Origin of the sequence: Thioclava sp. F1Mire-8, from assembly GCF_002213165.1 — a bacterium.
Taxonomy (GTDB): domain Bacteria; phylum Pseudomonadota; class Alphaproteobacteria; order Rhodobacterales; family Rhodobacteraceae; genus Thioclava; species Thioclava nitratireducens.
Genome location: NZ_NBNY01000002.1, coordinates 231,464 through 257,119, shown reverse-complemented (window position 1 = coordinate 257,119; position 25,656 = coordinate 231,464). Strand labels below are relative to the sequence as shown.

At 64.4% G+C, this 25,656-nt stretch carries 28 protein-coding genes; 9 read left to right on the top strand and 19 right to left on the bottom strand.

Annotation, left to right across the window (positions count from 1 at the left end):
- Positions 1-2: 2 nt before the first annotated feature.
- The 4 genes from B6V75_RS09770 to B6V75_RS09755 all read right to left on the bottom strand — a co-directional run bounded on the left by B6V75_RS09770 (position 3) and on the right by B6V75_RS09755 (position 3,036).
- The gene (locus B6V75_RS09770) at positions 3-659 is read right to left on the bottom strand and encodes an amino acid ABC transporter permease (RefSeq protein WP_075774012.1); all 657 of its coding nucleotides are present in this window, start codon (positions 657-659) and stop codon (positions 3-5) included.
- A 47-nt stretch (positions 660-706) separates the two neighbouring features.
- On the bottom strand, positions 707-1,354 hold the full coding sequence (locus B6V75_RS09765) for an amino acid ABC transporter permease (RefSeq protein WP_075774011.1): 648 nt from the start codon (positions 1,352-1,354) through the stop codon (positions 707-709).
- A gap of 10 nt (positions 1,355-1,364) precedes the next feature.
- The gene (locus B6V75_RS09760; RefSeq protein WP_075774010.1) at positions 1,365-2,156 is read right to left on the bottom strand and encodes a creatininase family protein; all 792 of its coding nucleotides are present in this window, start codon (positions 2,154-2,156) and stop codon (positions 1,365-1,367) included.
- Between the two features lie 94 nt (positions 2,157-2,250).
- The gene (locus B6V75_RS09755; protein ID WP_075774009.1) at positions 2,251-3,036 is read right to left on the bottom strand and encodes an ABC transporter substrate-binding protein; all 786 of its coding nucleotides are present in this window, start codon (positions 3,034-3,036) and stop codon (positions 2,251-2,253) included.
- 155 nt (positions 3,037-3,191) lie between these two features.
- On the opposite strand from B6V75_RS09755, the gene B6V75_RS09750 reads away from it, so the two are divergent.
- A complete protein-coding gene (locus B6V75_RS09750; protein ID WP_088719564.1) occupies positions 3,192-4,148 on the top strand; it encodes a LysR family transcriptional regulator in 957 nt (318 codons plus the stop codon).
- Between the two features lie 9 nt (positions 4,149-4,157).
- Here B6V75_RS09750 and B6V75_RS09745 read toward each other — a convergent pair whose 3' ends face one another.
- Entirely contained in the window at positions 4,158-4,742 is a 585-nt protein-coding gene (locus tag B6V75_RS09745) for a cupin domain-containing protein (RefSeq protein ID WP_075774007.1), read from the bottom strand.
- Positions 4,743-4,900: 158 nt separating this feature from the next.
- Here B6V75_RS09745 and B6V75_RS09740 point away from each other — a divergent pair, with 158 nt between their 5' ends.
- Together B6V75_RS09740 and B6V75_RS09735 are read left to right on the top strand one after the other, a co-directional pair.
- Positions 4,901-6,175, top strand: a complete 1,275-nt coding sequence (locus tag B6V75_RS09740; protein WP_088719563.1) for a 4-aminobutyrate--2-oxoglutarate transaminase — start codon at positions 4,901-4,903, stop codon at positions 6,173-6,175.
- A gap of 1 nt (position 6,176) precedes the next feature.
- Positions 6,177-7,631: an NAD-dependent succinate-semialdehyde dehydrogenase gene (locus B6V75_RS09735; protein ID WP_088719562.1), complete on the top strand. Its 1,455-nt coding sequence runs from the start codon at positions 6,177-6,179 to the stop codon at positions 7,629-7,631.
- Between the two features lie 261 nt (positions 7,632-7,892).
- Here B6V75_RS09735 and B6V75_RS09730 read toward each other — a convergent pair whose 3' ends face one another.
- A complete protein-coding gene (locus B6V75_RS09730; RefSeq protein WP_088719561.1) occupies positions 7,893-8,369 on the bottom strand; it encodes a cytochrome c-type biogenesis protein in 477 nt (158 codons plus the stop codon).
- A 3-nt stretch (positions 8,370-8,372) separates the two neighbouring features.
- Positions 8,373-10,340 carry a heme lyase CcmF/NrfE family subunit gene (locus B6V75_RS09725; RefSeq protein ID WP_088719560.1) on the bottom strand — a complete coding sequence of 656 codons (1,968 nt, stop codon included), beginning with the start codon at positions 10,338-10,340 and terminating at the stop codon, positions 8,373-8,375.
- Between the two features lie 167 nt (positions 10,341-10,507).
- Here B6V75_RS09725 and B6V75_RS09720 point away from each other — a divergent pair, with 167 nt between their 5' ends.
- Genes B6V75_RS09720 through B6V75_RS09710 form a run of 3 tightly spaced genes read left to right on the top strand, consistent with a single transcriptional unit; the run spans position 10,508 to position 12,070 of the window.
- Complete coding sequence (locus B6V75_RS09720; protein WP_075774002.1) at positions 10,508-10,915, top strand: META domain-containing protein; 408 nt, start codon at positions 10,508-10,510, stop codon at positions 10,913-10,915.
- Positions 10,916-10,955: 40 nt separating this feature from the next.
- Complete coding sequence (locus tag B6V75_RS09715) at positions 10,956-11,684, top strand: rhomboid family intramembrane serine protease (RefSeq protein WP_088719559.1); 729 nt, start codon at positions 10,956-10,958, stop codon at positions 11,682-11,684.
- Positions 11,684-12,070, top strand: a complete 387-nt coding sequence (locus B6V75_RS09710; RefSeq protein WP_088719558.1) for a GFA family protein — start codon at positions 11,684-11,686, stop codon at positions 12,068-12,070. The genes B6V75_RS09715 and B6V75_RS09710 overlap by 1 nt, the downstream gene beginning before the upstream one ends.
- On the opposite strand, the gene B6V75_RS09705 is transcribed toward B6V75_RS09710, so the two are convergent.
- From B6V75_RS09705 to pyk, 10 genes are all read right to left on the bottom strand, one after another.
- The gene (locus B6V75_RS09705) at positions 12,046-13,668 is read right to left on the bottom strand and encodes a GMC family oxidoreductase N-terminal domain-containing protein (protein ID WP_088719557.1); all 1,623 of its coding nucleotides are present in this window, start codon (positions 13,666-13,668) and stop codon (positions 12,046-12,048) included. The two genes, B6V75_RS09710 and B6V75_RS09705, sit on opposite strands and share 25 nt — an antisense overlap.
- A 350-nt stretch (positions 13,669-14,018) precedes the next feature.
- The gene (gene pheT, locus B6V75_RS09700) at positions 14,019-16,427 is read right to left on the bottom strand and encodes a phenylalanine--tRNA ligase subunit beta (RefSeq protein ID WP_088719556.1); all 2,409 of its coding nucleotides are present in this window, start codon (positions 16,425-16,427) and stop codon (positions 14,019-14,021) included.
- A gap of 10 nt (positions 16,428-16,437) precedes the next feature.
- Entirely contained in the window at positions 16,438-16,731 is a 294-nt protein-coding gene (locus B6V75_RS09695; protein WP_075773997.1) for a YrhK family protein, read from the bottom strand.
- Positions 16,691-17,122: an ASCH domain-containing protein gene (locus B6V75_RS09690; protein ID WP_088719555.1), complete on the bottom strand. Its 432-nt coding sequence runs from the start codon at positions 17,120-17,122 to the stop codon at positions 16,691-16,693. Before B6V75_RS09690 ends, B6V75_RS09695 begins: the two co-directional genes overlap by 41 nt.
- A 71-nt stretch (positions 17,123-17,193) precedes the next feature.
- The gene (locus tag B6V75_RS18460; protein ID WP_146735126.1) at positions 17,194-17,592 is read right to left on the bottom strand and encodes a hypothetical protein; all 399 of its coding nucleotides are present in this window, start codon (positions 17,590-17,592) and stop codon (positions 17,194-17,196) included.
- Complete coding sequence (gene pheS, locus B6V75_RS09685) at positions 17,589-18,662, bottom strand: phenylalanine--tRNA ligase subunit alpha (protein WP_088719554.1); 1,074 nt, start codon at positions 18,660-18,662, stop codon at positions 17,589-17,591. The genes B6V75_RS18460 and pheS overlap by 4 nt, the downstream gene beginning before the upstream one ends.
- A gap of 404 nt (positions 18,663-19,066) precedes the next feature.
- A complete protein-coding gene (gene rplT / locus B6V75_RS09680) occupies positions 19,067-19,432 on the bottom strand; it encodes a 50S ribosomal protein L20 (protein WP_075773984.1) in 366 nt (121 codons plus the stop codon).
- Between the two features lie 18 nt (positions 19,433-19,450).
- The gene (gene rpmI / locus B6V75_RS09675) at positions 19,451-19,651 is read right to left on the bottom strand and encodes a 50S ribosomal protein L35 (protein WP_075773983.1); all 201 of its coding nucleotides are present in this window, start codon (positions 19,649-19,651) and stop codon (positions 19,451-19,453) included.
- 143 nt (positions 19,652-19,794) lie between these two features.
- On the bottom strand, positions 19,795-20,037 hold the full coding sequence (locus B6V75_RS09670) for a hypothetical protein (protein WP_233242991.1): 243 nt from the start codon (positions 20,035-20,037) through the stop codon (positions 19,795-19,797).
- Between the two features lie 36 nt (positions 20,038-20,073).
- Positions 20,074-21,519: a pyruvate kinase gene (gene pyk, locus B6V75_RS09665; protein WP_075773982.1), complete on the bottom strand. Its 1,446-nt coding sequence runs from the start codon at positions 21,517-21,519 to the stop codon at positions 20,074-20,076.
- A gap of 136 nt (positions 21,520-21,655) precedes the next feature.
- Here pyk and B6V75_RS09660 point away from each other — a divergent pair, with 136 nt between their 5' ends.
- The 3 genes from B6V75_RS09660 to B6V75_RS09650 all read left to right on the top strand — a co-directional run bounded on the left by B6V75_RS09660 (position 21,656) and on the right by B6V75_RS09650 (position 23,697).
- Positions 21,656-22,402, top strand: coding sequence for an N-formylglutamate amidohydrolase (locus B6V75_RS09660; protein WP_088719553.1), 747 nt, complete (start codon positions 21,656-21,658; stop codon positions 22,400-22,402).
- Positions 22,403-22,448: 46 nt separating this feature from the next.
- Positions 22,449-22,991, top strand: coding sequence for a hypothetical protein (locus tag B6V75_RS09655; protein WP_088719552.1), 543 nt, complete (start codon positions 22,449-22,451; stop codon positions 22,989-22,991).
- Between the two features lie 214 nt (positions 22,992-23,205).
- A complete protein-coding gene (locus B6V75_RS09650) occupies positions 23,206-23,697 on the top strand; it encodes a hypothetical protein (protein ID WP_088719551.1) in 492 nt (163 codons plus the stop codon).
- Positions 23,698-23,787: 90 nt separating this feature from the next.
- On the opposite strand, the gene B6V75_RS09645 is transcribed toward B6V75_RS09650, so the two are convergent.
- Positions 23,788-24,648 (bottom strand): D-amino-acid transaminase, encoded by an 861-nt coding sequence (locus B6V75_RS09645; RefSeq protein ID WP_088719550.1) that lies wholly within the window; start codon positions 24,646-24,648, stop codon positions 23,788-23,790.
- A 19-nt stretch (positions 24,649-24,667) separates the two neighbouring features.
- Positions 24,668-25,630 (bottom strand): N-acetyl-D-Glu racemase DgcA, encoded by a 963-nt coding sequence (dgcA, locus tag B6V75_RS09640; RefSeq protein ID WP_075773976.1) that lies wholly within the window; start codon positions 25,628-25,630, stop codon positions 24,668-24,670.
- Positions 25,631-25,656 lie beyond the last annotated feature (26 nt).

Genomic DNA, 25,656 nt, shown 5'->3' with positions numbered 1-25,656 from the left:
GATCAGCGATAGAGGCGGTTGCGGTTCTCGAACCAGCGGATCACCGCCTCCATGCCGAGATTGATGATGTAGTAGAGAACGGCCGCAGCCGCGTAGAACTCGAAGGCGCGGTAGGTCTGGCCGATGGCGCGCTGCGCCGAGAGCGTCAGTTCCGACACCCCGATCACCGAGACCAGCGCCGAGTCTTTCAGCAGCGCGATCATGTTGTTGCCGATCGGCGGCAGCACGTCGCGCACCGCCTGCGGCACCACCACCTTGACGAGCGCTTGCCTGCGCGACAGGCCCAGCGTGCGTGCGGCCTCCATCTGGCCCTTGTCCACCGCGACCATCGCAGTCTGGATCAGTTCGGAATTATAGACTGCGAAGTGGAAGCCGAGGCCGATCACGCCCGCCACGAAGGCCGGAAGGTCGATGCCGATCTGCACGAGCCCGAAATAGATCAGGAAGAGTTGAAGCAGCAGCGGCGTGCCCATGAAAAGCCAGGCGATGAAGCGCACCGGCAGGCGGATGATGGCAGGTGCATAGAGCGCGATCACCGCGAGCAGGATGCCCCCGAAGAAACTCAGCAGCGCCGAGGCGGCGGTGATGGCAATGGTCCACAGGACACCCAGCAAGAGCGTGCCGTAGAAAGGCGGGATGACGGAGAAATCGAGACCCATGGCTCACTCCTTCTCGTGCGGGCGGGAAAGGGGGGCGGATGCGCGGATCATTGGATGCGCACCCTGCGGTCGAGGAAGGCGATACCCTTGCCCACCGCCGTGATGATGACGAGGTAGAGTATCCCCGCCAGGAAGAACATCTCGAACGGCTTGTAAGTCGAACCGATGTAGCGCTGCGCGGTGTAGGTCAGCTCCACCACCGAGATCGCGGAGACCAGCGCCGTGCCCTTGATCTGAGCGTTGATGTTGACGCCGAGCGGCCGGATCATCAGGCGCAGCGCCTGCGGCAGCGTCACCTTGCGGAAGGCCTGCGCCTTCGACAGGCCCAGCGTGCGCGCGGCCTCGGTCTGCCCGCGGTCCACCGCGACGATGGCGCCCCGCATCGTCTCGGTCATGTAGGCCCCGATATTGACGCCCAGCCCGATCACACCGGCCTGAAACGCATCGAGCTGGATGCCGACCTGCGGGCCGCCGAAATACAGCAGGAACAGCTGAATCAGCGCGGGCGTGCCGCGAAAGAAGCTGACATAGGCGCCGCCTATGAAGCGCAAGAGGAAGAAGCGCGACAGCCGGAACGCTGCGCCAATTGCGCCGCAAATGAGCCCCAGCACGATGGTCAGGACCGACAGTTCGACCGTGATCACGGCGGCTTTCAGGAAGTACGGATAGACCTTGAGGATTAGTTCGATATCCACGGCATTCCCCTCAATGATGATCGCGGCGTGGTAGGATCGGCAGCGCGCGTATCTCGCGAACGAGCGCTGTCGTCTCCTCGATCGCCGCTTCCAGGAACGCCTTGCCGGTCTCGGCATCGGCGACGGTCGGATCGCCCATGGTTCCATCGGGCGAGACCGAGGACCACCAGCGCATCAGCATCGCCTTGCCGCCACCGGCCGCCAAATCGAGATTGAAGAACTTGGTGTCGGGATCGTGCAGGTTCTGGCTTTCGGCCTTGTCGAGATCGACCAGATCGGGATGCAGATGCTTGTACATCGCAGCTTCGAATTCCCCGGCATGGGCGATGCCGCCCACTTCGGATTTGCGCAGGCCCTGAATACGGTCGCTGCACAGGTTCCAATACGATGCCGAGACGCAGATGATGCCGGTGCGGATGACCGTCTTGCGCGCCGCGAGATCGAGGATCGGGTGGTTCGACCCGTGCGAGTTCAGCAGCAGGATCCGGCGGAAGCCGTGATGCGCGAGCGACTCGGTCACATCGCAGACGAAGTTGATCAGCGTCTCCGGCTGGATCCAGATGACACCCGGAAAGTCCTTGTGATGCTCGTTGAAGCCATAGGGGATCGCGGGCATCACGAATACTTCGTCGGGCGCGGCTTCGGCAACGCCATTGGCCACCGCCATCCCCAGAACCGTGTCCGTATCGAGCGGCATATGCGGCCCGTGATCTTCCGTCGCGGAGACATTCAGGATCACCACACGATCCTTGTCCGCGTCGCGGACCTGCTCCCAGGTCAGCTTTCCATATTCGGCGGTCATCCGTTCCGTGTCCTTTCGGGAATCCATCGAAGATTGCGGGAGGCAGGGCAGCCGTCAGAAGACGGGCTGCCCACCATTCCTTGGGACGCGCCGATCAGCGGATGTCAGCGCCGATCCACTTCATCGCGATCTTCTCGTAGGTGCCGTCTTCCATCATGGAATCGAGCGCCTTCTGCATCGCGTCTTTCAACTCGGGATTGCCCTTGCGGATCGCGATGCCAGCACCGATCGCGTCGGTCTTCAGATCGTCGAGGATGCGGTATTTGTAGTCGTTCTTCTTCATCGCGAGGATCGCCGCGATCGAGTCGTTGATGATCGCGTCGACACGACCGTTCTGAAGCTCGAGGATCAGCTCGGGCAGACCCTTGTAGGTCTTCACGTTATAGCCTTGCTGACGCGCCCACTCTTCGTGCGTTTCACCAAGGGTCACACCGACTGTCACGTCCTTCAGATCGGCAACCGACTTGATCGGGCTGTCGGGCAGGACGAAGATCGCGCGTTTCGTCGTGTAATACGGACCGACGAAATCGACGACCTTCTCGCGCTCGGGGGTGATCGACATCGAGCCGACGATGGCGTCGTACTTGTTGGCCAGCAGACCGCCGATGATCCCGTCCCACGCGGTCGTCACGATCTCGGTCTTCAGGCCCATGCGCTTGGCGATCTCCTCACCGATGGCCGGATCGAAGCCCACGACCTCATTCGAATCGTTGATGAAGTTGAAGGGCGGGTAGGCGCCCGACATGGCGATCCGGATCACGCCCTTTTCCTTGAGGCTTTCGAGCTCGTCAGCCGCGGCGAGGCTGGGCAGCGAAATGCCGGTGGCGGCGAGCGTGCTGGCCCCGAGGAGGGTCTTGAGAACGGTTCTGCGGTTGGTCATGGATCTCTCCTGTTGGTCATGACTGCGGGCGGCCTTGTTTCCGGCGCGTCCCGCCACGGCGAGCGCCCCATCCGGAGCCTCGTTGACGGGAACGCTTGCATGGCGACCGCCATTGCGCAAATAAATAATTGAAATCTTCACTATAGATCTGAGCTATGGTCAAACCCTACGAACAACGTTTCCCCTGGCATCTCGACTGGAACCTGCTGCGGACTTTCATGGTCGTGGTGGAGCAGCGGGGCATCTCGCGTGCGGCCTATCTGCTGGGTCTGAAGCAGCCCACGATCTCGGCCGCGCTCAAGCGGCTGGAGGAACGTACCGGCCATGAGCTGATCATCCGAAAACCGAATGAATTCAAGATCACTAGGGCGGGAAACCTGCTCTATCAGGAATGCGCGCAGATCTTCGGCGCCGTGTCGCAGATCCCCTCCCTGCTGGAGACCGGCGCAGAGGAGTTGCGGGGCCATATCGCGATCACCACGACGTCACATGTCATCTCCGATCACTACGACGCGGTGTTGCATGATTTCGCCACCGAACATCCCAAGGTGACCTTCTCGATGACCGTGGCCGAGAGCGAGGAAGTGGTGAATCGGGTGCAACAGAATCGGGCGAGCCTCGGGATTTGCCTGCTTCACAAGACACCCGAGAACCTGCGCGCACAGGTGCTCTACCGCGAATATTTCGGCCTTTTCTGCGGCAAGCGGCACCCGCTTTTCGAGCGCGAGAACATTTCGCTCGCGGAGATCGAGGGCGAGACCTCGGTGTCGTTCCAGACCGAGACCGAGGACGGCCCGCTTCACCCCGTCTCACTGCTCCGCGCGCGGGCCAAGCTCGCGCCGAGCTGGCGCGGGGTGTCGTCGAACCTTCACGAGCTGCGTCGAATGATCGTGGCAGGTGTCGGGATCGGTGCGCTGCCGCTGCATGTCGCGCATCGCGATGTCGAGGCCGGGCGGCTGCGCCAGTTGCCGCCCTATGACGGGTTGCCGATGGTGAATATCTACCTGCTCACCAACCCGCAGCGGAAGCAGTCGAGCGCGGAAACCGCGTTCCTCGCGGCCTGTGATGCGATGATGGCCGAGAGTGATCTGGAAGAGCGCACCTATTATTGAGCGCGCGTCTCAGAAGGTGGGCGGTGTCGCGGCCGAGACCACCACGCAGCGCGCCTTGGCCACGTTGCGGAAACGGTGCGGCAGGCGGCTGTCGAACAGGTAGGCATCGCCCGCGCGCAGCAGCTCGGTGGTCTCGCCCACCGTCAGCAGCAACTCACCTTCGATGACAAACCCGCCCTCCTCGCCCTCGTGGGCATAGGCCTCCGCCCCGGTATCGGCGCCGGGCTCATAGGTCTCGTAAAGCAGCAGAAGGTTGGTCTGCCCCGACTTGCCCGCGCGTTTCAGCGAAAGCGCATCGAGCGCCGCGCCGCCCGAGCGGTAGATCCGGCCAGGGTTGATCTCGGTCAGCTCGGAGTGCCGGAAGACGAACTTGCCTGGCTCGGACGGCGTGTCGCTGTCGAAGAACTCCGCCAGCGTCATTTCGAGGATTTCGAGGATCTTGCGCAGCGAGGTGATCGAGGGAGAGGTCTTGTTGCGCTCGATCAGCGAGACAAGCCCGTTGGTCACGCCCGACCGCTGTGCCAGCTCGCGCTGCGACAATCCCTTGTCCTCGCGGATCGCCCGAAGCCGTCCGCCCACGTCGAATTCGCTCACCGCAAGCCTCCTGTCCTTTGCCTGTTCTAGAGTGCGGGCGGGCGGATTTCCAGCGCGCGCGCCGTCGCCGTACGTTTAACAAACTAAACATTGAACAGCTATTCGTTAAACACTAGCGTCACATCATTCCGTGATTCTCCAGCACCTGAGGAGTACCCATGTCCAGCAATGCCGACCTCGAAACCCGCCGCGCCGCCGCCCTTGCCCGGGGCGTGGGGGTGCAGACCCAGAACTTCGCCGTCTCCGCCGAGAACGCCACCGTCACCGATGCCGATGGCCGCGAACTAATCGATTTCGCCGCCGGGATCGCGGTGGTGAACACTGGCCACCGCCACCCGAAAGTCATCGAGGCGGTGAAAGCCCAGCTCGATGCCTTCACCCATACCTGCCATCAGGTGATGCCCTACGAACCCTATGTGCGCCTTGCCGAACGCCTCAACGAGAAGGTGCCGGGGGATTTCGACAAGAAGTCGATCTTCGTCACCACCGGGGCCGAGTCGGTCGAGAACGCGATCAAGATCGCCCGCTCCTATACCGGCCGTAACGCGATCATCGCTTTCGGCGGTGGCTTCCACGGCCGGACCTTCATGACGATGACGCTCACCGGCAAGGTCGCGCCTTACAAGGCGGGCTTCGGTGCGATGATGCCCGACGTGTTCCACGTCCCCTTCCCGAACGCGCTGCATGGCGTGTCGACCGATGACAGCTTCGCTGCGATGGAGAGCCTGTTCAAAACCGATCTCGATCCCACGCGCCTCGCTGCGGTGATCTTTGAGCCGGTGCAGGGCGAAGGCGGCTTCAACCCAGCCCCGCATGATTTCGTCAAACGGCTGCGCACCTTCTGCGACAAGCATGGCATCGTAATGATCGCCGACGAGGTGCAGACCGGCTTCGCGCGCACCGGCACGATGTTCGCGATGGACGCCTATGGCGTGGCCGCGGACATCACGACCATGGCGAAGGGTCTGGGCGGCGGCCTTCCGATCGCGGCGGTGACCGGTCGCGCCGAAATCATGGACGCGGCGAACCCGGGCGGGCTGGGCGGCACCTATGGTGGCAACCCGCTGGGCGTCGCAGCCGGGAACGCGGTGCTCGACGTGATCGAGGAGGAAGACCTCTGCGCCCGCGCCAATGAGCTTGGCTCGCGCCTCAAGCAACGACTGGAGGCGATCCGCGCCAACATGCCGGAGATCGCCGAGATCCGTGGCCCCGGCTTCATGGTCGCGGTCGAGCTGATGACGGACGGCAAGCCCGACGCCGCGCTGACCCAGCGCATCCGTGTCGAAGCGCTCAACCGGGGCCTGCTGCTGCTGACCTGCGGCGTCTATGGCAACGTGATCCGCTTCCTCGCGCCGATCACCATCCCCGACGAGCAGATGGCCAAGGCGCTCGACATCCTCGAAGAGGCGATGACCGCCGCGAAGGAGGGCTGACATGCTCAAACTGAACGACCCGAGCCTGCTGGAAACCCGCGCCTATGTGAACGGCGAGTGGATCGAAACGGGCAAGACGTTTGACGTGACCGACCCAGCCACAGGAGAACTGGTGGCCAAGGTCGCCGATCTCGACGTGGACGCCACGCGCGCCGCGATCGAGGCCGCCCATGCCGCGAAACCGGACTGGGCCGCGCTCACCGGCAAGGAGCGCGCGGGCTACCTGCGGCGCTTCCACGACCTGATGATGGAAAATCAGGACGACCTCGCCGCGATCCTGACCGCCGAGATGGGCAAACCGCTCGCCGAGGCCAAGGGGGAAATCGCCTATGGCGCAAGCTTCCTCGAATGGTTCGCCGAAGAGGCCAAGCGCGTCTATGGCGACGTGATACCCGGCCACCAGCGCGACAAGCGCATCCTCGTGATCCGCCAGCCCGTGGGCGTGGTGAGCTCGATCACGCCGTGGAACTTCCCCAACGCAATGATCGCGCGCAAGCTGGCCCCGGCGCTGGCGGCGGGCTGCACCTTCGTTGGGCGCCCCTCCGAGCTGACGCCGCTTTCGGCCCTTGCGATGGCCGTTCTGGCCGAGCGCGCGGGCATCCCGGCGGGTGTCTTCAACATCATCCCCGGCGTCGATGCGGCGGGCATGGGCGAAGAGCTCTGCGCCAATCCCAAGGTCGCCAAGATTACCTTCACGGGCTCGACCCGCGTGGGCAAGATCCTGATGCGCCAAGGGGCGGAGACGGTGAAGAAGATCAGCCTGGAACTGGGCGGCAACGCGCCATTCCTCGTCTTCGACGACGCCGATCTCGATGCGGCGGTCGATGGCGCGATGATCGCGAAGTTCCGCAATAACGGACAGACCTGCGTCTGCGCGAACCGGATCTACGTGCAGGCCGGCGTCTATGACGCCTTCGCCGAGAAGCTGACCGCGCGGCTTGCGACCCTGCGACCGGGCAACGGGTTCGCGCCGGGCGTAACCACCGGGCCGCTCATCAACGCGGACGCGCTCGCCAAAGTCGAGGCGCATATCGCGGACGCGACCGAGAAAGGTGCGCAGGTAGCTGCTGGCGGGCACCGCTCGAACCTGGGGCGCACCTTCTTCGAGCCGACGCTGCTGACCGGCGTGACGCAACAGATGCGGGTCGCGCGCGAGGAGACCTTCGGCCCGCTCGCCCCGCTGATCCGCTTCGAGACCGAGGCCGAGGCGATCGAGATGGCCAACGCGACCGAATTCGGGCTGGCGGGCTATTTCTACGCCCGTGACCTCGCCCGCGTCTGGCGTGTGGCCGAAGCGATGGAGACCGGGATCGTCGGCGTGAATACCGGGCTGATCTCGACCGAGGTAGCCCCGTTCGGCGGCATCAAGCAATCCGGTCTGGGTCGCGAGGGCTCGAAATACGGCATCGAAGATTTCACCGAGCTGAAATACATGTGCCTCGGCGGGATCGAGTGACCGCTGCAAATGAGACATCAGGGTGAGAATAGAGAAGCGGCGGGCTTTCCCGCCGCTTCTTTCATTTTAAAACGCGGACTGAAGAGCGCCTGCGCCCGGAGCGCGCCGAAGGCGCAGGGCGCGCGGCGGCCCGTCCCGACGGGCTGGCGCATTGGTGACCGCGCGCGACGCTCATTCGATGGAGGGGCGTGGCTGGCACAAAGCGCCTGCCGTCCAAGGTCGCGATGCGCCACCCCACGGGCCGCCGCGCGCCCTGCTCCCCTACTCGCCCATCAGCTCCTCAAGGCGCTTGCGCTCTTCATCGGAGAGATCGGGCTGGGCCGGCCCCTCGGACGCCCCGCGGCGCGAGCGGACATAGAAGAACCCGCCAATCAGCGCCACGATCAACGCCGCCGGACCGAGATACCACAGCAGCAGGTTCGCCCCGCGCTTTTCGGGCTCGAACAGCACATACTCGCCATAGCGAGCGGTGATGTAATCGATCACCTGGCTATTCGTGTCGCCCGCCTTGAGCCGCTCGCGCACCAGCAGCCGCAGATCGCGCGATACCTCGGCGTTGGAATCGTCGATATTCTCGCCCTGACAGACCGGGCAGCGCAGCACCTTGGAGATTTCGCGTGCCCGCGCCTCAAGCGCCGGGTCCTTCATGATCTCGTCAGGCTGCACCGCCAGTGCAGGCCCGAGCGAGATCAGCGCCGAGAGAACCAGCGTCACGACAAGAAGGGTTTTCCTGAGCATCGTTCACTCCGCCGGAGAAGCGTGCGCCGAGGTCGCACGCGATTTGCGCGCCCCCGCCGCAACACGGTAACGACGGTCCGACAGGCTCAGAAGCCCGCCCAACGCCATGATGATCGCGCCTGCCCAGATCCAGTCCGCGAAGGGCTTGATATAGGTGCGCACCGCGTAGCCGCCCTGATCCTGCGGATCGCCGATCACGAGGTAGATGTCGCGCAGCGGCGTGGTGTGTATCGCGGCCTCGGTCGTGGGCATCCGCTGCACCGGGTAGATGCGCTTCTCGGGATGCATCGTCGCGATCTTCTTGCCGTCCTTCTCGACCAGCATCGTCGCCATCTGCGAGGTATAGTTCGGCCCCTTCTCCTTATGCACTTCGGTCAGCGTGATCTGGTAGCCGCCGACGGTGAAAGGCTCGTCAATCTTGGCGACACGGATATCCTCGAGCTGGCCGGCGGTCAGCAGGCCGATGCCGATGAAGGTGATGCCAAGGCCGGAATGGGCCGTGGCCTTGCCCCAGTCGGCGCGCGGCAGGCGTTTGAGGCGCCCGAAATTGCGGGCCGAACGCTGCCACAACTCGGTCATGGCGCCGAAGACCAGCCAACTGCCGAGGAACACCGCGACGAGGGCAAGAAGCGAATTGCCGCTCTCGACGGCCCAGGCAAGCCCGCCCAGGGCCAGCGCCAGCACGAAGGCCGGGACCAGGGGTTTCACCACGCGGCCGAGACGCGCGCGTTTCCACGGCATCATCGCGCCGATCGGCAGGATCAGGGCGAGGATCACCATGAAGGGGGTGAAGGCCTGATCGAAGAACGGCGCGCCGACCGAAAGTTTGCGCCCGAAGAACATCTCCGCGACCAGCGGCCAGACCGTGCCAACGAAGACGACGAGGGCTGCGACGGCCAGCAGGATGTTGTTGATCACCAGCGCGGTTTCCCGCGACAGCATGGAGAACACGCCCTTTGCCTGCATCGAACTCGCACGGAACGCATAGAGCGTCAGCGCCCCGCCCACGAAGAGGGCGAGAATGCCGAGGATGAAGATGCCGCGTTGCGGGTCGGAGGCGAAGCTATGCACCGAGGTGATCACGCCCGAACGCACGATGAAGGTGCCGATCAGCGAGAAGCCGAAAGCCATGATCGCCAGAAGGATCGTCCACGATTTCAGCGCTTCGCGCTTCTCGACCACGATGGCCGAGTGCAGCAGCGCGGCGGCCAGAAGCCACGGCATGAACGAGGCGTTCTCCACCGGGTCCCAGAACCAGAAGCCGCCCCAGCCAAGCTCGTAATAAGCCCACCAAGAGCCCAGCGCGATGCCGATGGTCAGGAATATCCACGCCGCCAGCGTCCACGGCCGCACCCAGCGCGCCCAGGTCGCGTCCACCCGGCCTTCGATCAGCGCCGCCACCGCGAAGGAGAACGACATCGAGAGGCCGACATAGCCGAGATAGAGGAACGGCGGATGGAAGGCCAAACCCGGATCCTGCAGCAGCGGGTTCATCCCCTCGCCGTTGAAAGGCGGCTCCGCGAGACGCAGGAACGGGTTGGAGGTGAAGATGATGAAGCCGAGGAACGCGACGCCAATCCACGCCTGAACGCTCAGCACACGCGCCCGCAGCCGCGGTGGCAGAGCGCCACCGAACACGGCCGCCGCCGCCCCGAAGAGCGACAGGATCAACACCCAAAGGAGCATCGAGCCCTCGTGGTTCCCCCAAACGCCGGTGATCTTGTAGAGCATCGGCTTGTCGGTATGGGAATTCGCCCAGACCAGCTTCAGCGAGAAGTCCGACACGACAAACGCATGGGTCAGCGCCGCAAAGCTCACCGCGATGAGCAAAAACTGCGCCGTCGCTGCGGGCTCGCCCACCGCCATCCAGCCGCGCCAGCCTTTCTGCGCGCCGACGATCGGCACGATGGCCTGCACGATGGCCACCGCAAAGGCGAGAATCAGGGCAAAATGCCCGAGTTCGTTGATCATGGGACTCCTCCTGTCGCGGGGCGAGAGCATAGAGATATACGGCCTTCGGGCCAAGGAGGATGCGCGCCGATGTCGCAACTTTCCCACGCGGGATCACGGGGCCGTGAATGGCGCACCCCATCCCCAAGGTCTAAGCAAGGCGGGTGAGAGCAAGAGGGAAGCTAAATATGCGTGCGATCGTGATCGGGCCGCTGCTGGCCTTGGGGCTGGTGACGGGATGCCAGTCGGAGCCGGGCGACCCTCTTGAGGCGATCGCACCGAACGCGATCTGGGAAGTGGTGTCGATTGACGGCAAACCGATCCCCAATGGCGTGGAGGTCACCCTCACCCACCCCGAAAAGGGTTTGGTCGCGGGCAAGGCCGGCTGCAATCACTACAACGGCCGGATCTCGGAGAAGGACGGCCGAGTGCGAGTCGGCGAACTGGCGGGCACGCGGATGATGTGCCCCGAGCCCGCAATGGGTGTCGAGAAGGCCTTCCACTCGGCCATGGCCCGAGTCGATACGGTGAAACTGTCGCAGGACCGGCTGGAGTTGATCGCGCAGGGCGAGACGGTGATCGAAGCCACGCAATAAGCGCCTTGACCGAGGGCCCTGCGCGTGGCCCTCTCGGGCGATGTTCCCGATCCGCGATCACAATCCTTCGTACAATACCCCGTGGGTCACATGGGCCCTGATCGCGATCAATATCGTGGTTTATGTCATGACCGCGCCATGGGGCGGCGATCTGCGGGAACTCTGGCTCGACAACGCGCTCTGGCCTGCCGCCGTGACCCATGGCGTCGCGTGGCACGGGCTCATTACACACATGTTCCTGCATGCCGGCATCCTGCATCTGGCGGGCAACATGCTGTTTCTCTGGGTCTTCGGCGACAACCTCGAAGATCGGATGGGCCGCATCGCCTTCCTGCTGTTCTACTTCGCCTGCGGGTTGGCCGCCGCCTTCGCGCAGATCGCAGCGAACCCCGATGCGACCGTGCCGATGGTGGGCGCCTCGGGCGCGATCGCAGGCGTGATGGGAGGCTATCTGCTGCTCTATCCGAAAGCGCGGATCGACGTGCTGTTCTACTTCCTCGTCTTCTTCAAGATCTGGGCCACGCCCGCTTGGCTGGTTCTGGGTCTCTGGTTCACGCTGCAACTGTTCAACGAGCTGACCTCGAGCGCCTCGGGCGGGGTGGCTCATATGGCCCATATCGGCGGCTTCGTGGCGGGCGTGCTTCTGATCCTGCCGCTATGGCTCCGGCTCGGCGGGCCGCTCTTCTGGCGGCTCACCCATGGCCACCCGCCTTTCCCAGAGGCGCGCGAGAGCCAGACCAATATTCCCACAGTCACACGGAGACGCTGATGCTGCCCGAAATCCAGTCGCCCCACCGCCTGATCTGCCATTGCGGCGCGGTGGAGATGGAAGTGACGCTTTCCGACGGGCTCAACACCAAGCGGCGCTGCGATTGCTCTTTCTGCCGTCGGCGCGGGGCGGTGGCGGTTTCGGCCCCGCTCTCGGGCATCCGCATCTTAAAGGGCGAGGACAACCTGACGCTCTATCAATTCGGCACAATGACCGCGAAGCATTACTTCTGCAAAACCTGCGGCGTCTACACCCATCACCAGCGCCGCTCGAACCCGAACCAATACGGCGTGAATGCCGCCTGTCTGGAAGGGGTGAACCCGCGCGATCTGGGCCCGGTGCCGTGGAACGACGGCGTCAATCACCCGACCGATCGCGCCGACTGATCCCCTCGGATGAACGCGGCCGCGCGCTCGGCGATCATGATCGTCGGCGCGTTGGTATTGCCCGAAATCAGCCGCGGCATCACCGAGGCATCGACAACGCGCAGCCCGTCGATCCCGCGCACCCGCAGCTGAGGATCGACCACCGACATGTCGCCCTGCCCCATCGCGCATGTGCCGACCGGATGGTAGATCGTATCCGCCCGCGCCCGGATATCGGCCATCAGCCCTTCATCCGTTCCGTCATGCGGATAGAACCTGCGCCCCCGCCACGGACGAAGCGGCTCCGCCTCGGCGATCCGGTCCAATAGCCGTGCGCCCTTCAGCAGTAGCTCTGCGTCGCGCGGATCAGAGAGATATTCGGGGTCGATCAAGGGCGCCGCGCGCGGATCGCTCGAGGCCAGCCGCAGCGTGCCGCGCGACTGAGGCCGCAGCGGGCAGATATGAGCCGACCAGCCATCGGCCAGATGCGGCTTGCGCATGTGCTGATCGACGATACCGACGACGAAATGGATTTGCAGATCGGGTCGGGTGAGGCTCGGATCGCTCCGCAGGAACGCTCCGCCCTCGGCCATGGGCGAGGCGAACAGCCCCTCGCCATGCTTGCGCCACGCGCCCGCCGCCCGCGCCAGCCGCAGCAGGCCGCGCGGGTTGAGGCCTACGACATCGCGCCGGGGCGAGGTGTAGCTGATGACGTAATCCAGATGATCCTGAAGGTTTGCCCCCACGCCCGGCAGATCGAGACGCGGCTCGATCCCGACCTCACGCAGATGATCCTCAGGCCCGATCCCCGACAGCATCAGCAGTTGCGGCGAGCCGAACGCCCCTGCCGAGACGATTACCTCGCGCGCCGCCTCGATCTTCATCCGCTTGCGGCCTTGCCGGACGATTGCCCCCGTCGCACGGCCCTCCGCAATCTCAATCTTCTCAGCGCGCGCACGTGTCAGCACGGTCAGGTTCGGCCGATCCATCACCGGATGCAGATAGGCTGCCGCCGCCGAACAGCGTTCGCCCTTGCGCGGACCGTCCCAGAACTGCGTGACCTGATAAAGCCCCGCCCCCTCCTGTCGCGGCCCGTTGAAATCCTCGTTCGGCGGGCATTGCACCGCGCCGCACGCCTCGATGAAAGCGCGGCTGATCGCCCGAGGCCGCCGCTGATCGCCGACCTGCAATGGCCCTGCCGTACCATGCCAGTCCGACGCCCCGCGCGCATTCCGCTCGGAGGCGAGGAACCATGGCTTCACGGTTTCCCAGTCCCAGCCCTCGGCGCCCGCCTCGGCCCAACCGTCGTAATCCTCGGGCTGGCCGCGCGCATAGAGCATCGCGTTGATCGCCGACGACCCGCCAAGCCCCCGGCCCCGCGGCTGGAACCCGCGCCGCCCGTTGAGCCCCGGTTGCGGAGTGGTGCGCAGCGCCCAGTTGTGGATCGGCGGTCGCCCCGCCACCATCGCAGCGACCAACGCAGGCGCGCGCACGAAGATATCGCGCGCCTCGCGCCCTGCCTCGACGAGACAGACGGTCACCGCGGCGTCCTCCGACAGCCGCGCCGCCAGCACTGCGCCTGCCGAGCCGCCGCCCAGAATGAGATAATCGAACCGCAAGGGCTCCTCCTTCCCTCGTTCGCGAAAAGCCTAACGGGTTTCGGAAGATAAGGAAGCGTGACGCAGGGTCGGACGGGTTAGGGACGCGCCCGAGCCTCGGGCGAGAACGACTGGAATTGAATGCCCGGATCAGCCGCGTCAGCGGCCAAGGCAGCGCCCGACCGCCCCCTCGGGCGGGCGCTTTTATGACGGCAGCGCGCGGTTCGAGGTCGCCCGGATGTGACGGGGATAAGGTGCCGACCTCCGAGGGCAATGCGCCCACCCGGCGGTCGGGCCCCGCCCTCCGCTGCACGCAAAAGAAAACGCCCGGTCTCTCCGACCGGGCGCTCCAAACTTTCTCGAGGACAACCTTAGCTGCGCAGCGTGCCGCCGGTAGCCTTGCTCACCTTCTCGACGATCTTCTTGCTCACCGCGTCGATCTCGGCATCGGTCAGCGTCTTGTCGGCGGGCTGCATCCGCACCGTCAGCGCGATCGACTTCTTGCCCGCGCCCATCTGTTCCTCGGCCTTGGCGCCGGTGAACTGGTCGAAGACATTCACGCTCTCGATCAGCTTCTTGTCCGCGCCCATCGCCGCGTTCACCGCCGTCAGCGCCTCGACATCCGCATCCACCACGAAGGCGAAATCGCGCTCGACCGCCTGCAGGTCGGAAATCTGCAGCGCGGGCCGCGTCGCGCCTTTCTTCTTCGGGAAGGGGATGTTCGCCAGACGGATCGTGAAGGCGACCGCCGGGCCTTTCACGCCCAGCTCGCGCAGCACCTTGGGATGCACCTCGCCAAAGGTCGCCAGCAGGTTCGGACCGAGCGCGACATTGCCCGCGCGGCCCGGATGCCACCACGCATCGAGCTTGCGGTTGATCTGCGCGCGCGCCGGCGCGCCGACCGCGGCCAACACGGCCTCGGCATCGGCCTTCGCATCATAGAGGTCCACCGGACGGCGCGAGCCGAAGGGATCGCGCGGCGCGGAGTGACCGACCAGAAGCCCCGTCGCCTGCAGAACCTGCTCCCCCGGCTCGCCGCCGTTGAACGCAGGGCCGACCTCGAACAAGGCCAGATCGGCGATGCCGCGCGCCTGATTGCGGGCGGCCGCCTGCAGCAGACCCGGCAGCAGGTCGGGACGCATATGCGTCATCTCCGAGCTGATCGGGTTCTCCAGCTTGGTCGCATCCGCGCCACCGCCGAACAGCTTGGCGGAGGCCTCGTCGATGAAGCTGTAGGTCACGCACTCGTTGTAACCCAAAGCCGCCGTGGTGCGCCGCGCCATCCGCTCGCGCTGCTGCATCGGGGTGAGGATCGCGCCGGGCACGCCGGTCGTCTCGCGGCCCATCGGCTTGCCTTCGAGCTTGGTCAGAGAAGCGATCCGCGCCACTTCCTCGACCAGATCGGCCGAGCCCAGCACGTCCGGGCGCCAAGTCGGCGGCGTCGCCATGTCACCCTCCAGCGTGAAGCCCAGAGCTTCCAGCGTTTCGCGCTGCGTGGCCTCGGGAATATCCATGCCGACGAGCGAAATCACCCGCGCCGGGTACAGCTTGTAAGCGCGGCTGACATCCGGCACCGCGCCGTCCATCACCAGCTCCGACACTTCGCCACCGCACAGATCGACGACCATCTTCGCTGCCAGATCCAGCCCCGGCAGCGTGAAGGCCGGATCGACGCCGCGCTCGAACCGATACCGCGCATCCGAGTTGATCTTCAGCGCACGGCCCGTGGCCGCGATGGTGATCGGGTCCCAGTAAGCGCTCTCGAGGAACACGTCGACCGTGTCCTCATCCGCGCCGGACTCCTCGCCCCCCATGATCCCGGCAAGGCTCTCGACCCCCTTGTCGTCGCAGATCACCATGTCGCCTGCCCGCACGGTGTAGGTCTTCTCGTCGAGCGCGAGGAATTCCTCGCCGCCCTCGGCCGGCTTGATCACCAGATTGCCCGTCACCTTCTTCATGTCAAAGACGTGGAGCGGCCGGTTCAGGTCATAGGTGAAGTAGTTGGTGATATCGACCAGCGTCGAGATCGGACGCAAACCGATCGCGCGCAGCCGCTTTTGCAGCCAGTCGGGCGACGGCCCGTTCTTCACACCGCGGATCACGCGACCAGCAAACAGCGGGCAGCCCTTGTCCTTCAGCGCCGGGTCGATCGTCACCGAGATCGGCGCATCGAACGCAACCTCGACCTTCGGCACGTCGAGCGGCTTGAGCTTGCCCAGCCCCCGCGCTGCCAGATCGCGCGCAATCCCGCGCACGCCAAGCGCATCGGGGCGGTTGGGCGTGATCGCGATCTCGATCACCGGATCGACCGCCTCGGGACGGTTCTGAGCCAGCCAGTCGGTGAACTTCTGGCCCACCTCGCCCGACGGCAGTTCGATGATACCGCTATGCTCGTCCGACAGTTCCAACTCGCGTTCGGAGGCCATCATGCCGTGGCTTTCCACACCGCGGATATTGCCCACCGACAGCGTCAGGTCGATGCCGGGCACGTAATCGCCGGGCTTGGCCAGCACGACCGTAATCCCGGCCCGCGCATTCGGCGCACCGCAGACGATCTGCTTCACCCCCTCGTTGGTCTCGACCATGCAGACCCGGAGACGATCGGCGTCGGGGTGCTGCTCGGCGGATTGCACCTTGGCCAGCGTGAAGGTCTCGAGCTTCGCCGCCGGATCGACGACCTCCTCGACTTCGAGACCCAGATCGGTGAGCGCCTCGGCGATCTGATCGACGGTGGCCTCGGTCTCGAGATGATCCTTGAGCCAGGACAGGGTGAATTTCATCGGACTTCCCTCAGGATTTTCTGCGCAGAGCGAGGTCCTTGTAATCCCCCATCTCAAGGAGTTTCAACTCCCGCCAGAGCCGGATCGAGGGTTTTGCCGCGAAAAGGATGGACCCGATCAGGAACAACCACGTCCCCGGGACCATCAGGCTGTCGTAGAAGAAGAAGATCGACCCCACGACGAAACAGAAGGCCGCGCCGAAATCCACGACCGTATAGGCGATCTCGGTGATGGCGACGAAGCGGCGCTGCTCGGGGGTCTGTTCATGCTTCGGGGTGTCGAAGAGGCGTTTGTTCTGTGACATTTGAGGCTCCTTGATAGTCCTCTATCAAGCGAAACCGCTCGCAGACCAGTTCCATCTCAGGGTTAAAACCTCCGTTACGCTCGAAATAGGCCTGATGATCGCGCCGCCAGCCCTCGAGCGTCTCGTTCTCCCCCTCGGCCAGCGCGAAGTCTTCATCGACATCGCAAAACCGCCGGATCGTGACCTCGACCGTCTCGATCATCACCGCCGGTTTGCCGTCCCAATCGAGCGCTATATCGCGGCGACCGACCACCGGCATATCCTCGCCCCCTTCGGTGAAATAGGTGAGCGCGCCGCAGGTGGCGGTCTTCTTGCCCTGGCGGATCAGGGCGAGGAGCTGGTCGCAGAGTTCGCGGCTGTCGCCGAAGGTGAAGGTGATGGGGTCGGGCATGGGGGCTTCCTTTTGGGGTTGGGGAAGCAGCACGCGTGCTAGAACGCTAAATGCTTTTGAAGAGATCGTTCTTAACGACTTTGTTGATCGATACAGGGTGTGAGTATGCCAGCAAGGGCTTTCGGTAAAATTGGGCAGTACGCTTGGGGAGAAATATTGTCAGCCATGAAACCCGCGACAAAAGAGAAGGCTGCTATCGCCAAAGCCGCTGCCCCTTTGGTGAGTTTTCCGCCCTTAGCGACTTTTCTCCGTAATCGACCACTAGGGTGATCTAGAAGTTCTAGACCAAACGCGGTCAGGCATACCTCTCCACGACGAAAATCGACGATCCGTTTCGCTTCAAGTTTACGAATTGCGTCTAATATCGCAGCGCCAGAGGTAAAGCCCTTGAGTTCACCCGCAGTCCAGCATCCGTCTGGCTGCTCCGCGAGCTTCTCAAGGATTTTATCCTCCGGCGGCTCGAGGATCACCGGCTCAACCCACCAGCCACCGTCGGCAGATCCAGCGCGCTGAACCCGTAATGCTTCAGCCAGCGCAGGTCGCTCTCGAAGAACGCCCGCAGGTCCGGGATGCCGTATTTCAGCATCGCGAGGCGGTCGATCCCGATGCCGAAGGCGAAGCCCTGCCATTCGCTCGGGTCGATCCCGGCGGATTCGAGCACTTTCGGATGCACCATCCCCGAGCCGAGGATCTCCATCCAGTCGTCGCCCTCACCAATCTTGAGCGAACCGCCCTCCCACGAGCAGCGGATATCGACCTCGGCCGAGGGCTCCGTGAAGGGGAAATGCGAGGCGCGGAAACGCAGCTCGACGCCGTCCACCTCGAAAAAGGCCTTGCAGAACTCTTCCAGCACCCATTTCAGGTTCGCCATCGAGATGTCCTTGCCGATCGCCAGACCTTCGACCTGATGGAACATCGGCGTGTGGGTCTGGTCCATGTCCATGCGGTAGACGCGACCCGGCGCGATCACGCGGATCGGCGCGCCCTGCTCCAGCATCGCGCGAATCTGCACCGGCGAGGTATGGGTGCGCAGCACATGCGGCGGGCGGTCGTCACCCTCGTCGCGATGCATGAAGAACGTGTCATGCTCCTGCCGCGCGGGGTGTTCGGGCGCGATGTTGAGCGCGTCGAAATTGTGCCAGTCGTCTTCGATCTGCGGACCTTCGGCGACCGCAAAGCCCATATCGGCGAAGATCGCGGTGACCTCGTCCATCACCTGAGAGACCGGGTGAATCGTGCCCTGCCGCCGCGGACGGCCCGGCAGCGTCACATCGAGCCATTCCTCGCGCAGCCGCGCATCGAGCGCCGCATCCGCCAGCGCCGCCTTCTTCGCGCGCAGCGCCGCGTCGATCTCGTCCTTCAACACGTTGAGCGCCTTGCCCGTGGTCTGGCGCTCCTCCGGGGTCATCTTGCCCAGCTCACGCATCTTCAGGCTGATCTCGCCCTTCTTGCCCAAGGCGGCCAGACGAATCTCTTCCAGCACGGCCTCGTCGGTCACATCGGCCACGGCGTTCAGGTATTTATCGCGAAGCTCTTGCATATCATTCCCCGGGAATTTGCCTCGGTGACGGGTTAGCCGCGCCGGCGCGCCTTTGCAACCTCGCGCTTGCAGGCAAAGGGCGGATGGGGGCGCTGCCCCCTCTGGCTTCGCCATTCACCCCCGGGATATTTCCATCAAGAGGAAGGTTAGCGGTTCATTAACTGGAATCGCGTTCACTCGGAGATGCGGTACAGGCGGGGACGCCGATGACCGCTCAAGGGGAAGCGCCCGGCCTGCCGCCCGATGATGGGTCCGAGCCGGGCGTTTTTCTTCCTCTTGATCCAAATATCCCGGGGGGCTCCGAAGGAGCGGGGGGCAGAGCCCCTCCCCGACCGGTCATCCACTCGAAACGAAAAAGGCCGCCCCAAACGGAGCGGCCCTTCCCGAACTCTATCGTCAGCCGATTACGCGGCGGCGGCGGCTTTCGCCTGCTCGACGATCGCGCCGAAAGCTTCCGGCTCGTGCACGGCGAGATCGGCGAGAACCTTGCGGTCCACTTCGATCCCGGCCTTGCTCAGACCGAAGATGAACTTCGAGTAGCTCAGATCGGCATCGACGGCGCGCACGGCGGCGTTGATACGCTGGATCCAGAGCGCGCGGAAATTGCGCTTACGGGCTTTACGGTCGCGGGTCGCGTATTGGTTCGCCTTGTCGACCGCCTGGGTCGCAGTGCGGAAGTTGCGCGAGCGCGAGGAATAGTAACCTTTCGCCTTCTTGAGCACTTTCTTGTGCGCGGCGTGGGTGACCTTACCGGATTTGACGCGTGCCATTGTTCAAGTCTCCCGAATTCAGCGGTTGTAGGGCATGTATTTCTTGACGATCTTCGTATCCGGCTCGCTGAGCACCATGGTGCCCGAGGTTTCGCGGATGAATTTCGTCGAGCGTTTGATCATGCCGTGACGCTTGCCGGCCGGACCGACCTTGACCTTGCCGGTCGCGGTGAACTTGAACCGCTTCTTGGCAGCGGATTTCGTCTTCATCTTGGGCATTTACAGCTCCTTTGCAGGGTGTGGAAGCGCGACTCGGCATGCCACATAGGCCGGCCGCGCGGGTTCAGAGAGGGCCTGTTAGACGCCGCAGGGCGGTTTGGCAAGGGAAAAATCCGGATCGGTCGAAGGCACCGGGGACCGTATTAGCGATTGACCACGCGGGCCAATGTACGCGCCACCGCTTCGGGCACCATCCTGAGCGTGTAGCCACCCGGACGGGCGTAGAAGGCGATCACGATCAGCGCGCCCGCCACCACGATTCCGACGGTGGCCGCCCGCGGGGGGCGGCCATCGGAGAAGGCGGAGATCGCGGCCGGGATCGCGAAGATCGCGATCGCCAGCCCGATCGTCAGCAGGAGATCGGTATCGATCGAAGAAAGATCCATCGCCTGTGCCCTTGTAACCACCCCTTTCGGGAAAGGTTACTCAGGGTCGGTGCGGTAAATCAATCGCTCATCACAGGGCGCGACACGCAGGATGTTCGTGGTGCCCTGCACGTTGAAGGGCACACCGGCGGTGACCACGATCTGCTGGGTCTCGTCGGCGAAGCCGAAATCGCGCGCGGCACGGGCCGCGTTGACCACGGCCTGCTTGAACCGCTCCAGCTCGCCACACGGCACGGCATGCACGCCCCAAGTCAGCGAGACCCGGCGCAGCGTCGCCTCGATCGGCGACAGCGCGATGATCGGCACACGCGGACGCTCCCGCGCGATCAGCCCGACGGTCTGGCCCGATTGCGTATAGGCGCAGATCGCGGCGATATCCGTGGTTTCCGCGATCTCGCGGGCGGCGGCCACGATCCCGTCCGCGACGGTCTGGCGGGCCGCATGGCGCGACGCTTCGATCACCTCGCGATAGGTCGGGTCCTTCTCGACCGAGATCGCGACGTTGTTCATCGTCTCGACCGCTTCGACCGGGTAGTTGCCTGCAGCGGATTCCGCGCTGAGCATCACAGCATCCGCGCCCTCGTAGATCGCGGTCGCGACGTCAGAGACCTCCGCGCGGGTCGGCATCGGGCTCTCGATCATCGATTCCAGCATCTGCGTCGCCACGATCACCGGCTTCGCCCAGGTGCGACACTTGCGGATCAGCTGCTTCTGGATCGGCGGAACGGCCTGCACCGGAAGCTCCACGCCCAGATCGCCGCGCGCCACCATGATCCCGTCGGAGACCTTGAGGATATCGTCGAAGCAGCGGACCGCCGAAGGCTTCTCGATCTTCGACAGGATCGCTGCACGGCCCTTGGCCAGTTCGCGCGCTTCTTGCACGTCCTCGGGACGCTGCACGAAGCTCAGCGCGAGCCAGTCGACACCCATCTCGCAAGCGAATTCCAGATCCTTGCGATCCTTCTCCGAGAGCGCGGCCAGCGGCAGCACCACGTCGGGGACGTTCACGCCCTTGCGGTCCGAAATCGTGCCGCCCACGGTGACGGTGCAATTGGCGAAATCATCGCCGCATTCGTCGACCACGAGGCGGATCTTGCCGTCATTCACCAGCAGTTCCGAGCCCGGCTCGAGCGCCTGAAAAATCTCGGGGTGCGGGAGGCAAACGCGGTGCGTCGCGCCAGGCGTCTCGTCGAGATCGAAGCGGAACTTGTCGCCGTCCTCTAGCTCGGCGCCATGCGCGGCGAAAGTGCCGACGCGCAGTTTCGGGCCCTGCAGATCCGCGAGGATCGCGATCGGGCGGCCGAACTCTGCTTCGAGTTGGCGGATGATGGCGTGGCGGGCGCGATGTTCCTCGTGGCTGCCGTGGCTCATGTTCAGGCGGAACACGTCCGCGCCTGCAACGAACAGAGCTTTGATGCTGTCATAATCCGACGAAGAAGGGCCCAGCGTAGCCACGATCTTCACGTTGCGAAGGCGTCTCATGCGTCCTCGTTTTCCGTTCAAATTGATGTCATTTCGTGGGCCAAGTAAGCGTATGGCGCAATTTGCCCCGGGCCGCAACTGGCGTGGCGCAATCTTTCCCGTTATCTGAGCCATATCGAGCAAGCGTGAAGAGAAGATGAACGAAAAACAGCCCTATTCGATCACGGGAGAGGCACGCACTGGACGCTGGCTGGTCACGTGCGATCATGCGCGCAACACCGTGCCCGGCTGGGTGGGCGGTGGCGACCTGGGCATCGACGCCGAGGATATGGCGCGACACATAGCCTATGACGTCGGCGCGCTGGGGCTGTCGGAGGCACTGGCGGAGCGGCTCGACTCGCCGATGATTGCCAGCGACTTCTCGCGGCTGGTGATCGACCCGAACCGCGGCGAAGACGACCCCACGCTGGTGATGAAGCTTTATGACGGCACGATCGTCCCCGCGAACCGCCATGCCGACGCGGCGGAGGTCGAGCGGCGACTGGACTGGCTCTACCGTCCTTATCATGCGGAATATGCCCGGCTCGCGGCGCGGCGCGAGGATACGGTGATCTGTGCCGTCCACTCCTTCACCCCTCGCCTGCGCGGGCGCCCGCCCCGGCCGTGGGATGTCGGCATCCTGCACGCTCCGGCCGATCCGCGCCTCGCCTATGAGATGATCGCGGCCCTCGAGGCCGAGGGTGATCTCTGCGTGGGCGACAACCAGCCCTATCTTGGGCATCTGGAGGGTGACTCGATCGACCGTCACGCGCTGGCGCATCGCCGCCCGAACGTTTTGATCGAGCTGCGCAACGACCTGATCGCGACGCCGGAGCAGCAGGCGGCGTGGGCGGACCGCCTTGCGCCGATTCTGACCCGCGTCCTGGCGCAGAGCGGACTGTAATCGGCGACAGCGACGACTGCGGGCGCACGTCGTTTCCGCCAGACGCATGCGCAGCCACATTCTGATCACATTCCATCGACGCTTTCGTGAGTGCCAGGGCGACGACACGCTGCGCGGCAACCTCGGCGCTGACTACCTCTTCGATGCGGAAGGGGCTAACGCGCTTTATGGCGGCTATGGCGATGACGAACTCTATGCCAGCGATCTGGACGGTGCCCCCGACCTGCTCGATGGCGGCGCCAACAACGACTACCTGAACGGCGATGACGGCGACACGATGACCGGGGGCACCGGGTCGGATTGGTTCGGGGTCGACTGGAACGAGGGCGATGCGCCGGTGACGGTGACCGATTTCGGACAGACCGACCCGATCCCGGCCGCACCCGGCGAGTATCTCGGCATCGAGGTCGACGACCTCGCGCAGATCTCCGACTTCACCGTCTCGCAAAGCGGCACCGATTCCATCGTCTCGATCAACGGCCAGACGGTCGCGACGCTCAAGGATGTCGAATATGCCGCGCTGAAGGCGGCGGGCGGCGCGATCTACGCCACCGACGGGATCAATTACGGCCAGCCGAGCTACGCCTGACCGCCACTCGAATCGTATCGGAGGCCGCCAACCGCACGGCCTCTTTCCGTTTTGGTAAGGCGCCCGAAATCCGACCGTCCCGGGACACGGCACCAATCCGCGCCATGCCGGCCGATGGTTAACGACATCTGAACAATGGAGCGGTTTCGGCGTCACAAAGCTTTTGCGCAAGCGATCAAATATCGCGACGATCAGGGCAAGTTCAGGAGAAACCATGCTCGCCTTGTTCATCGCCACCACCATCGCGTTATGCCTTCTCGGCTGGGCCGAGGGTCTGCCGCGCCAGCGTCAGGTTCGCGTCGCCTCTGCCGCTGCAGCGATCGCCGCTGACCCGTCGCATGGCGCCCGGTCGGACCAGACGCCCGAAGCGTCGGACGCCTCGGAAGACCTCGACGCTGCCGTGATGTCGCGCATTGAAACCCTGCTGGCGCATTCGAACCAACAGGCCGGCACCAACGCAAAAGAAAACCCTGCGCCTGCCGCGGGTCCCGAACCGCTCCCGCGGATCGACGGGTTCGAGCCGGGAGACGCGATCGCCCTCGACTTCACCGGCGCTGCGCCGCGCCACGACGACATCACCTTCCGCACCTGCGCCGAAGGCACGCTGGTCGTGATCGACGGCCGGGCCGAGCTCGTCATCACCGGCGTCGCGCCAGAGCAACTCGCGCCCGACGCCTTCCAATTCCGCGCTCATGCGGCGGCCTGAGAGACACCGCCCGCATGACAGGAAAAGACCCCGGTTGGGCTGGCCGGGGTCTTTTCTTTTTAACTACAGGATGTTGCGCCTCGGCGCGGATCAGATCGCGGCCTTGCGGCTCTCGTCGAGATAGATCTCGCGCAGTCGCACCGCGACCGGACCGACCACGCCCTCGCCCACCGTCTCGCCGTCGATCTCGACCACCGGCATCACGAAGGCCGAAGCCGAGGTGAAGAAGGCTTCGTCCGCCGCCTGCGCTTCCTCGATGGTGAACGGGCGTTCCTCGATCTCCATCTGCGCTTCGGCGGCGTATTTCAGCAGCGAGGCGCGGGTGATCCCGTGCAGGATGTCGTGGCTCAGGTGCCGCGTGATGATCTTGTTGTCCTTGACGATATAGACGTTGTTCGACGAGCCTTCGGTGACGAAGCCATCTTCCACGAACCACGCATCATTCTTGCCCGCCTTCTCGGCCGCCATCTTCGCCATGGAAGGGTAAAGAAGCTGCACCGTCTTGATGTCGCGGCGATGCCAGCGTAGGTCGGGCAGCGAGATCACCTTGATGCCCTCTTTCGCCTTGGGATCGTCGGCGAGGTTCGGCTTCGACTGCGTGTACAGCACCACGGTCGGGGGCGTGCCCTCTGGCGGGTAGTGGAAATCGCGATCGCCCGCATTGCCGCGGCTGACCTGGAGGTAGATCATCCCTTCTTCGAGATCGTTACGCTTGACCAGTTCGCGATGGATCTCGATCCATTCGTCGCGGGTCAGATCGCACGTCATTTCCAGCTCCGCCAACGAGCGGGCGAGCCGGTTCATGTGACCTTCGAATTCGAGGATCTTGCCATCCAGAACGGAGGTCACTTCATAGACCGCATCGCCCATGACGAAGCCACGATCGAAGACCGAAACCTTGGCCTCTTCCTCGGGCAAATACTCTCCGTTGAGATAGACGATCCGGCTCATGTTCTCGCTCCTTGCAAACTCAGCCCCAGAGTTCCGGCTCCGGCGGCTCGACCACGCTGCCCTTGTAACGCAGCGGCACGTCGCGGTCTTCGGCCAGAAGCAGCGGGCCGTCAAGATCGACGTAATCCGCGCCCTGCGCGACCAGCATCGCCGGAGCCATCGCGAGGCTCGACCCGACCATGCAGCCCACCATGACCTTGAACCCCTCGGCGCGGGCCAGCGCCCGCAACCGAAGCGCCTCGGTCAGCCCGCCGGTCTTGTCGAGCTTGATGTTGATGACGTCATACTTACCGCGGAGGTTGAGAAGCCCGTCGCGCGTGTGGCAGCTCTCATCCGCACAGATCGGCACCAGCCGCTCGATTTCCGAGAGCGCCTCGTCCCCCGCCGCGGGCAGAGGTTGCTCCACAAGCGCGACACCCAGCTTTTTCAACTCGCCCTGAATGTCGAGGAAGGTTTCCATCTCCCAGCCCTCGTTCGCGTCGACGATGATCTTCGCCTCCGGGGCGCCCTCGCGTACCGCGCGCAGACGCGGCATATCCTCGGGAGTGCCGAGCTTGATCTTCAACAGCGGACGATGCGCATGTTCGGCCGCCGCCGCGCGCATCTTGTCGGGCGTGTCGAGCGAGAGCGTGTAGGCCGTGACCTGCGGTTCTGGCTTTTCCAGCCCCGCAAGCTCCCAGACCGGCACGCCCTTCTTCTTGGCTTCCCAGTCCCACAGCGCGCAATCCACCGCGTTGCGCGCGGCACCGGCGGGCAGCGCATCCTGCAACTCGGCGCGGCTGATCCCCTCGGGCAGGCTCTCGATCTGCGCCGTCACACTGTCGAGACTTTCGCCGTAGCGCGCATAGGGCACGCATTCGCCGCGCCCGATCTTGCCGTCGCGCTCTATGGTCACGCTCAGTACATGCGCCTCGGTGCGCGAGCCGCGCGCGATAGTGAAGACCTGCGCCAGCTTGAACGTATCATGGCTTACCCGGATCATCCGCGCCCCCTTCGACTTGGTCAGAA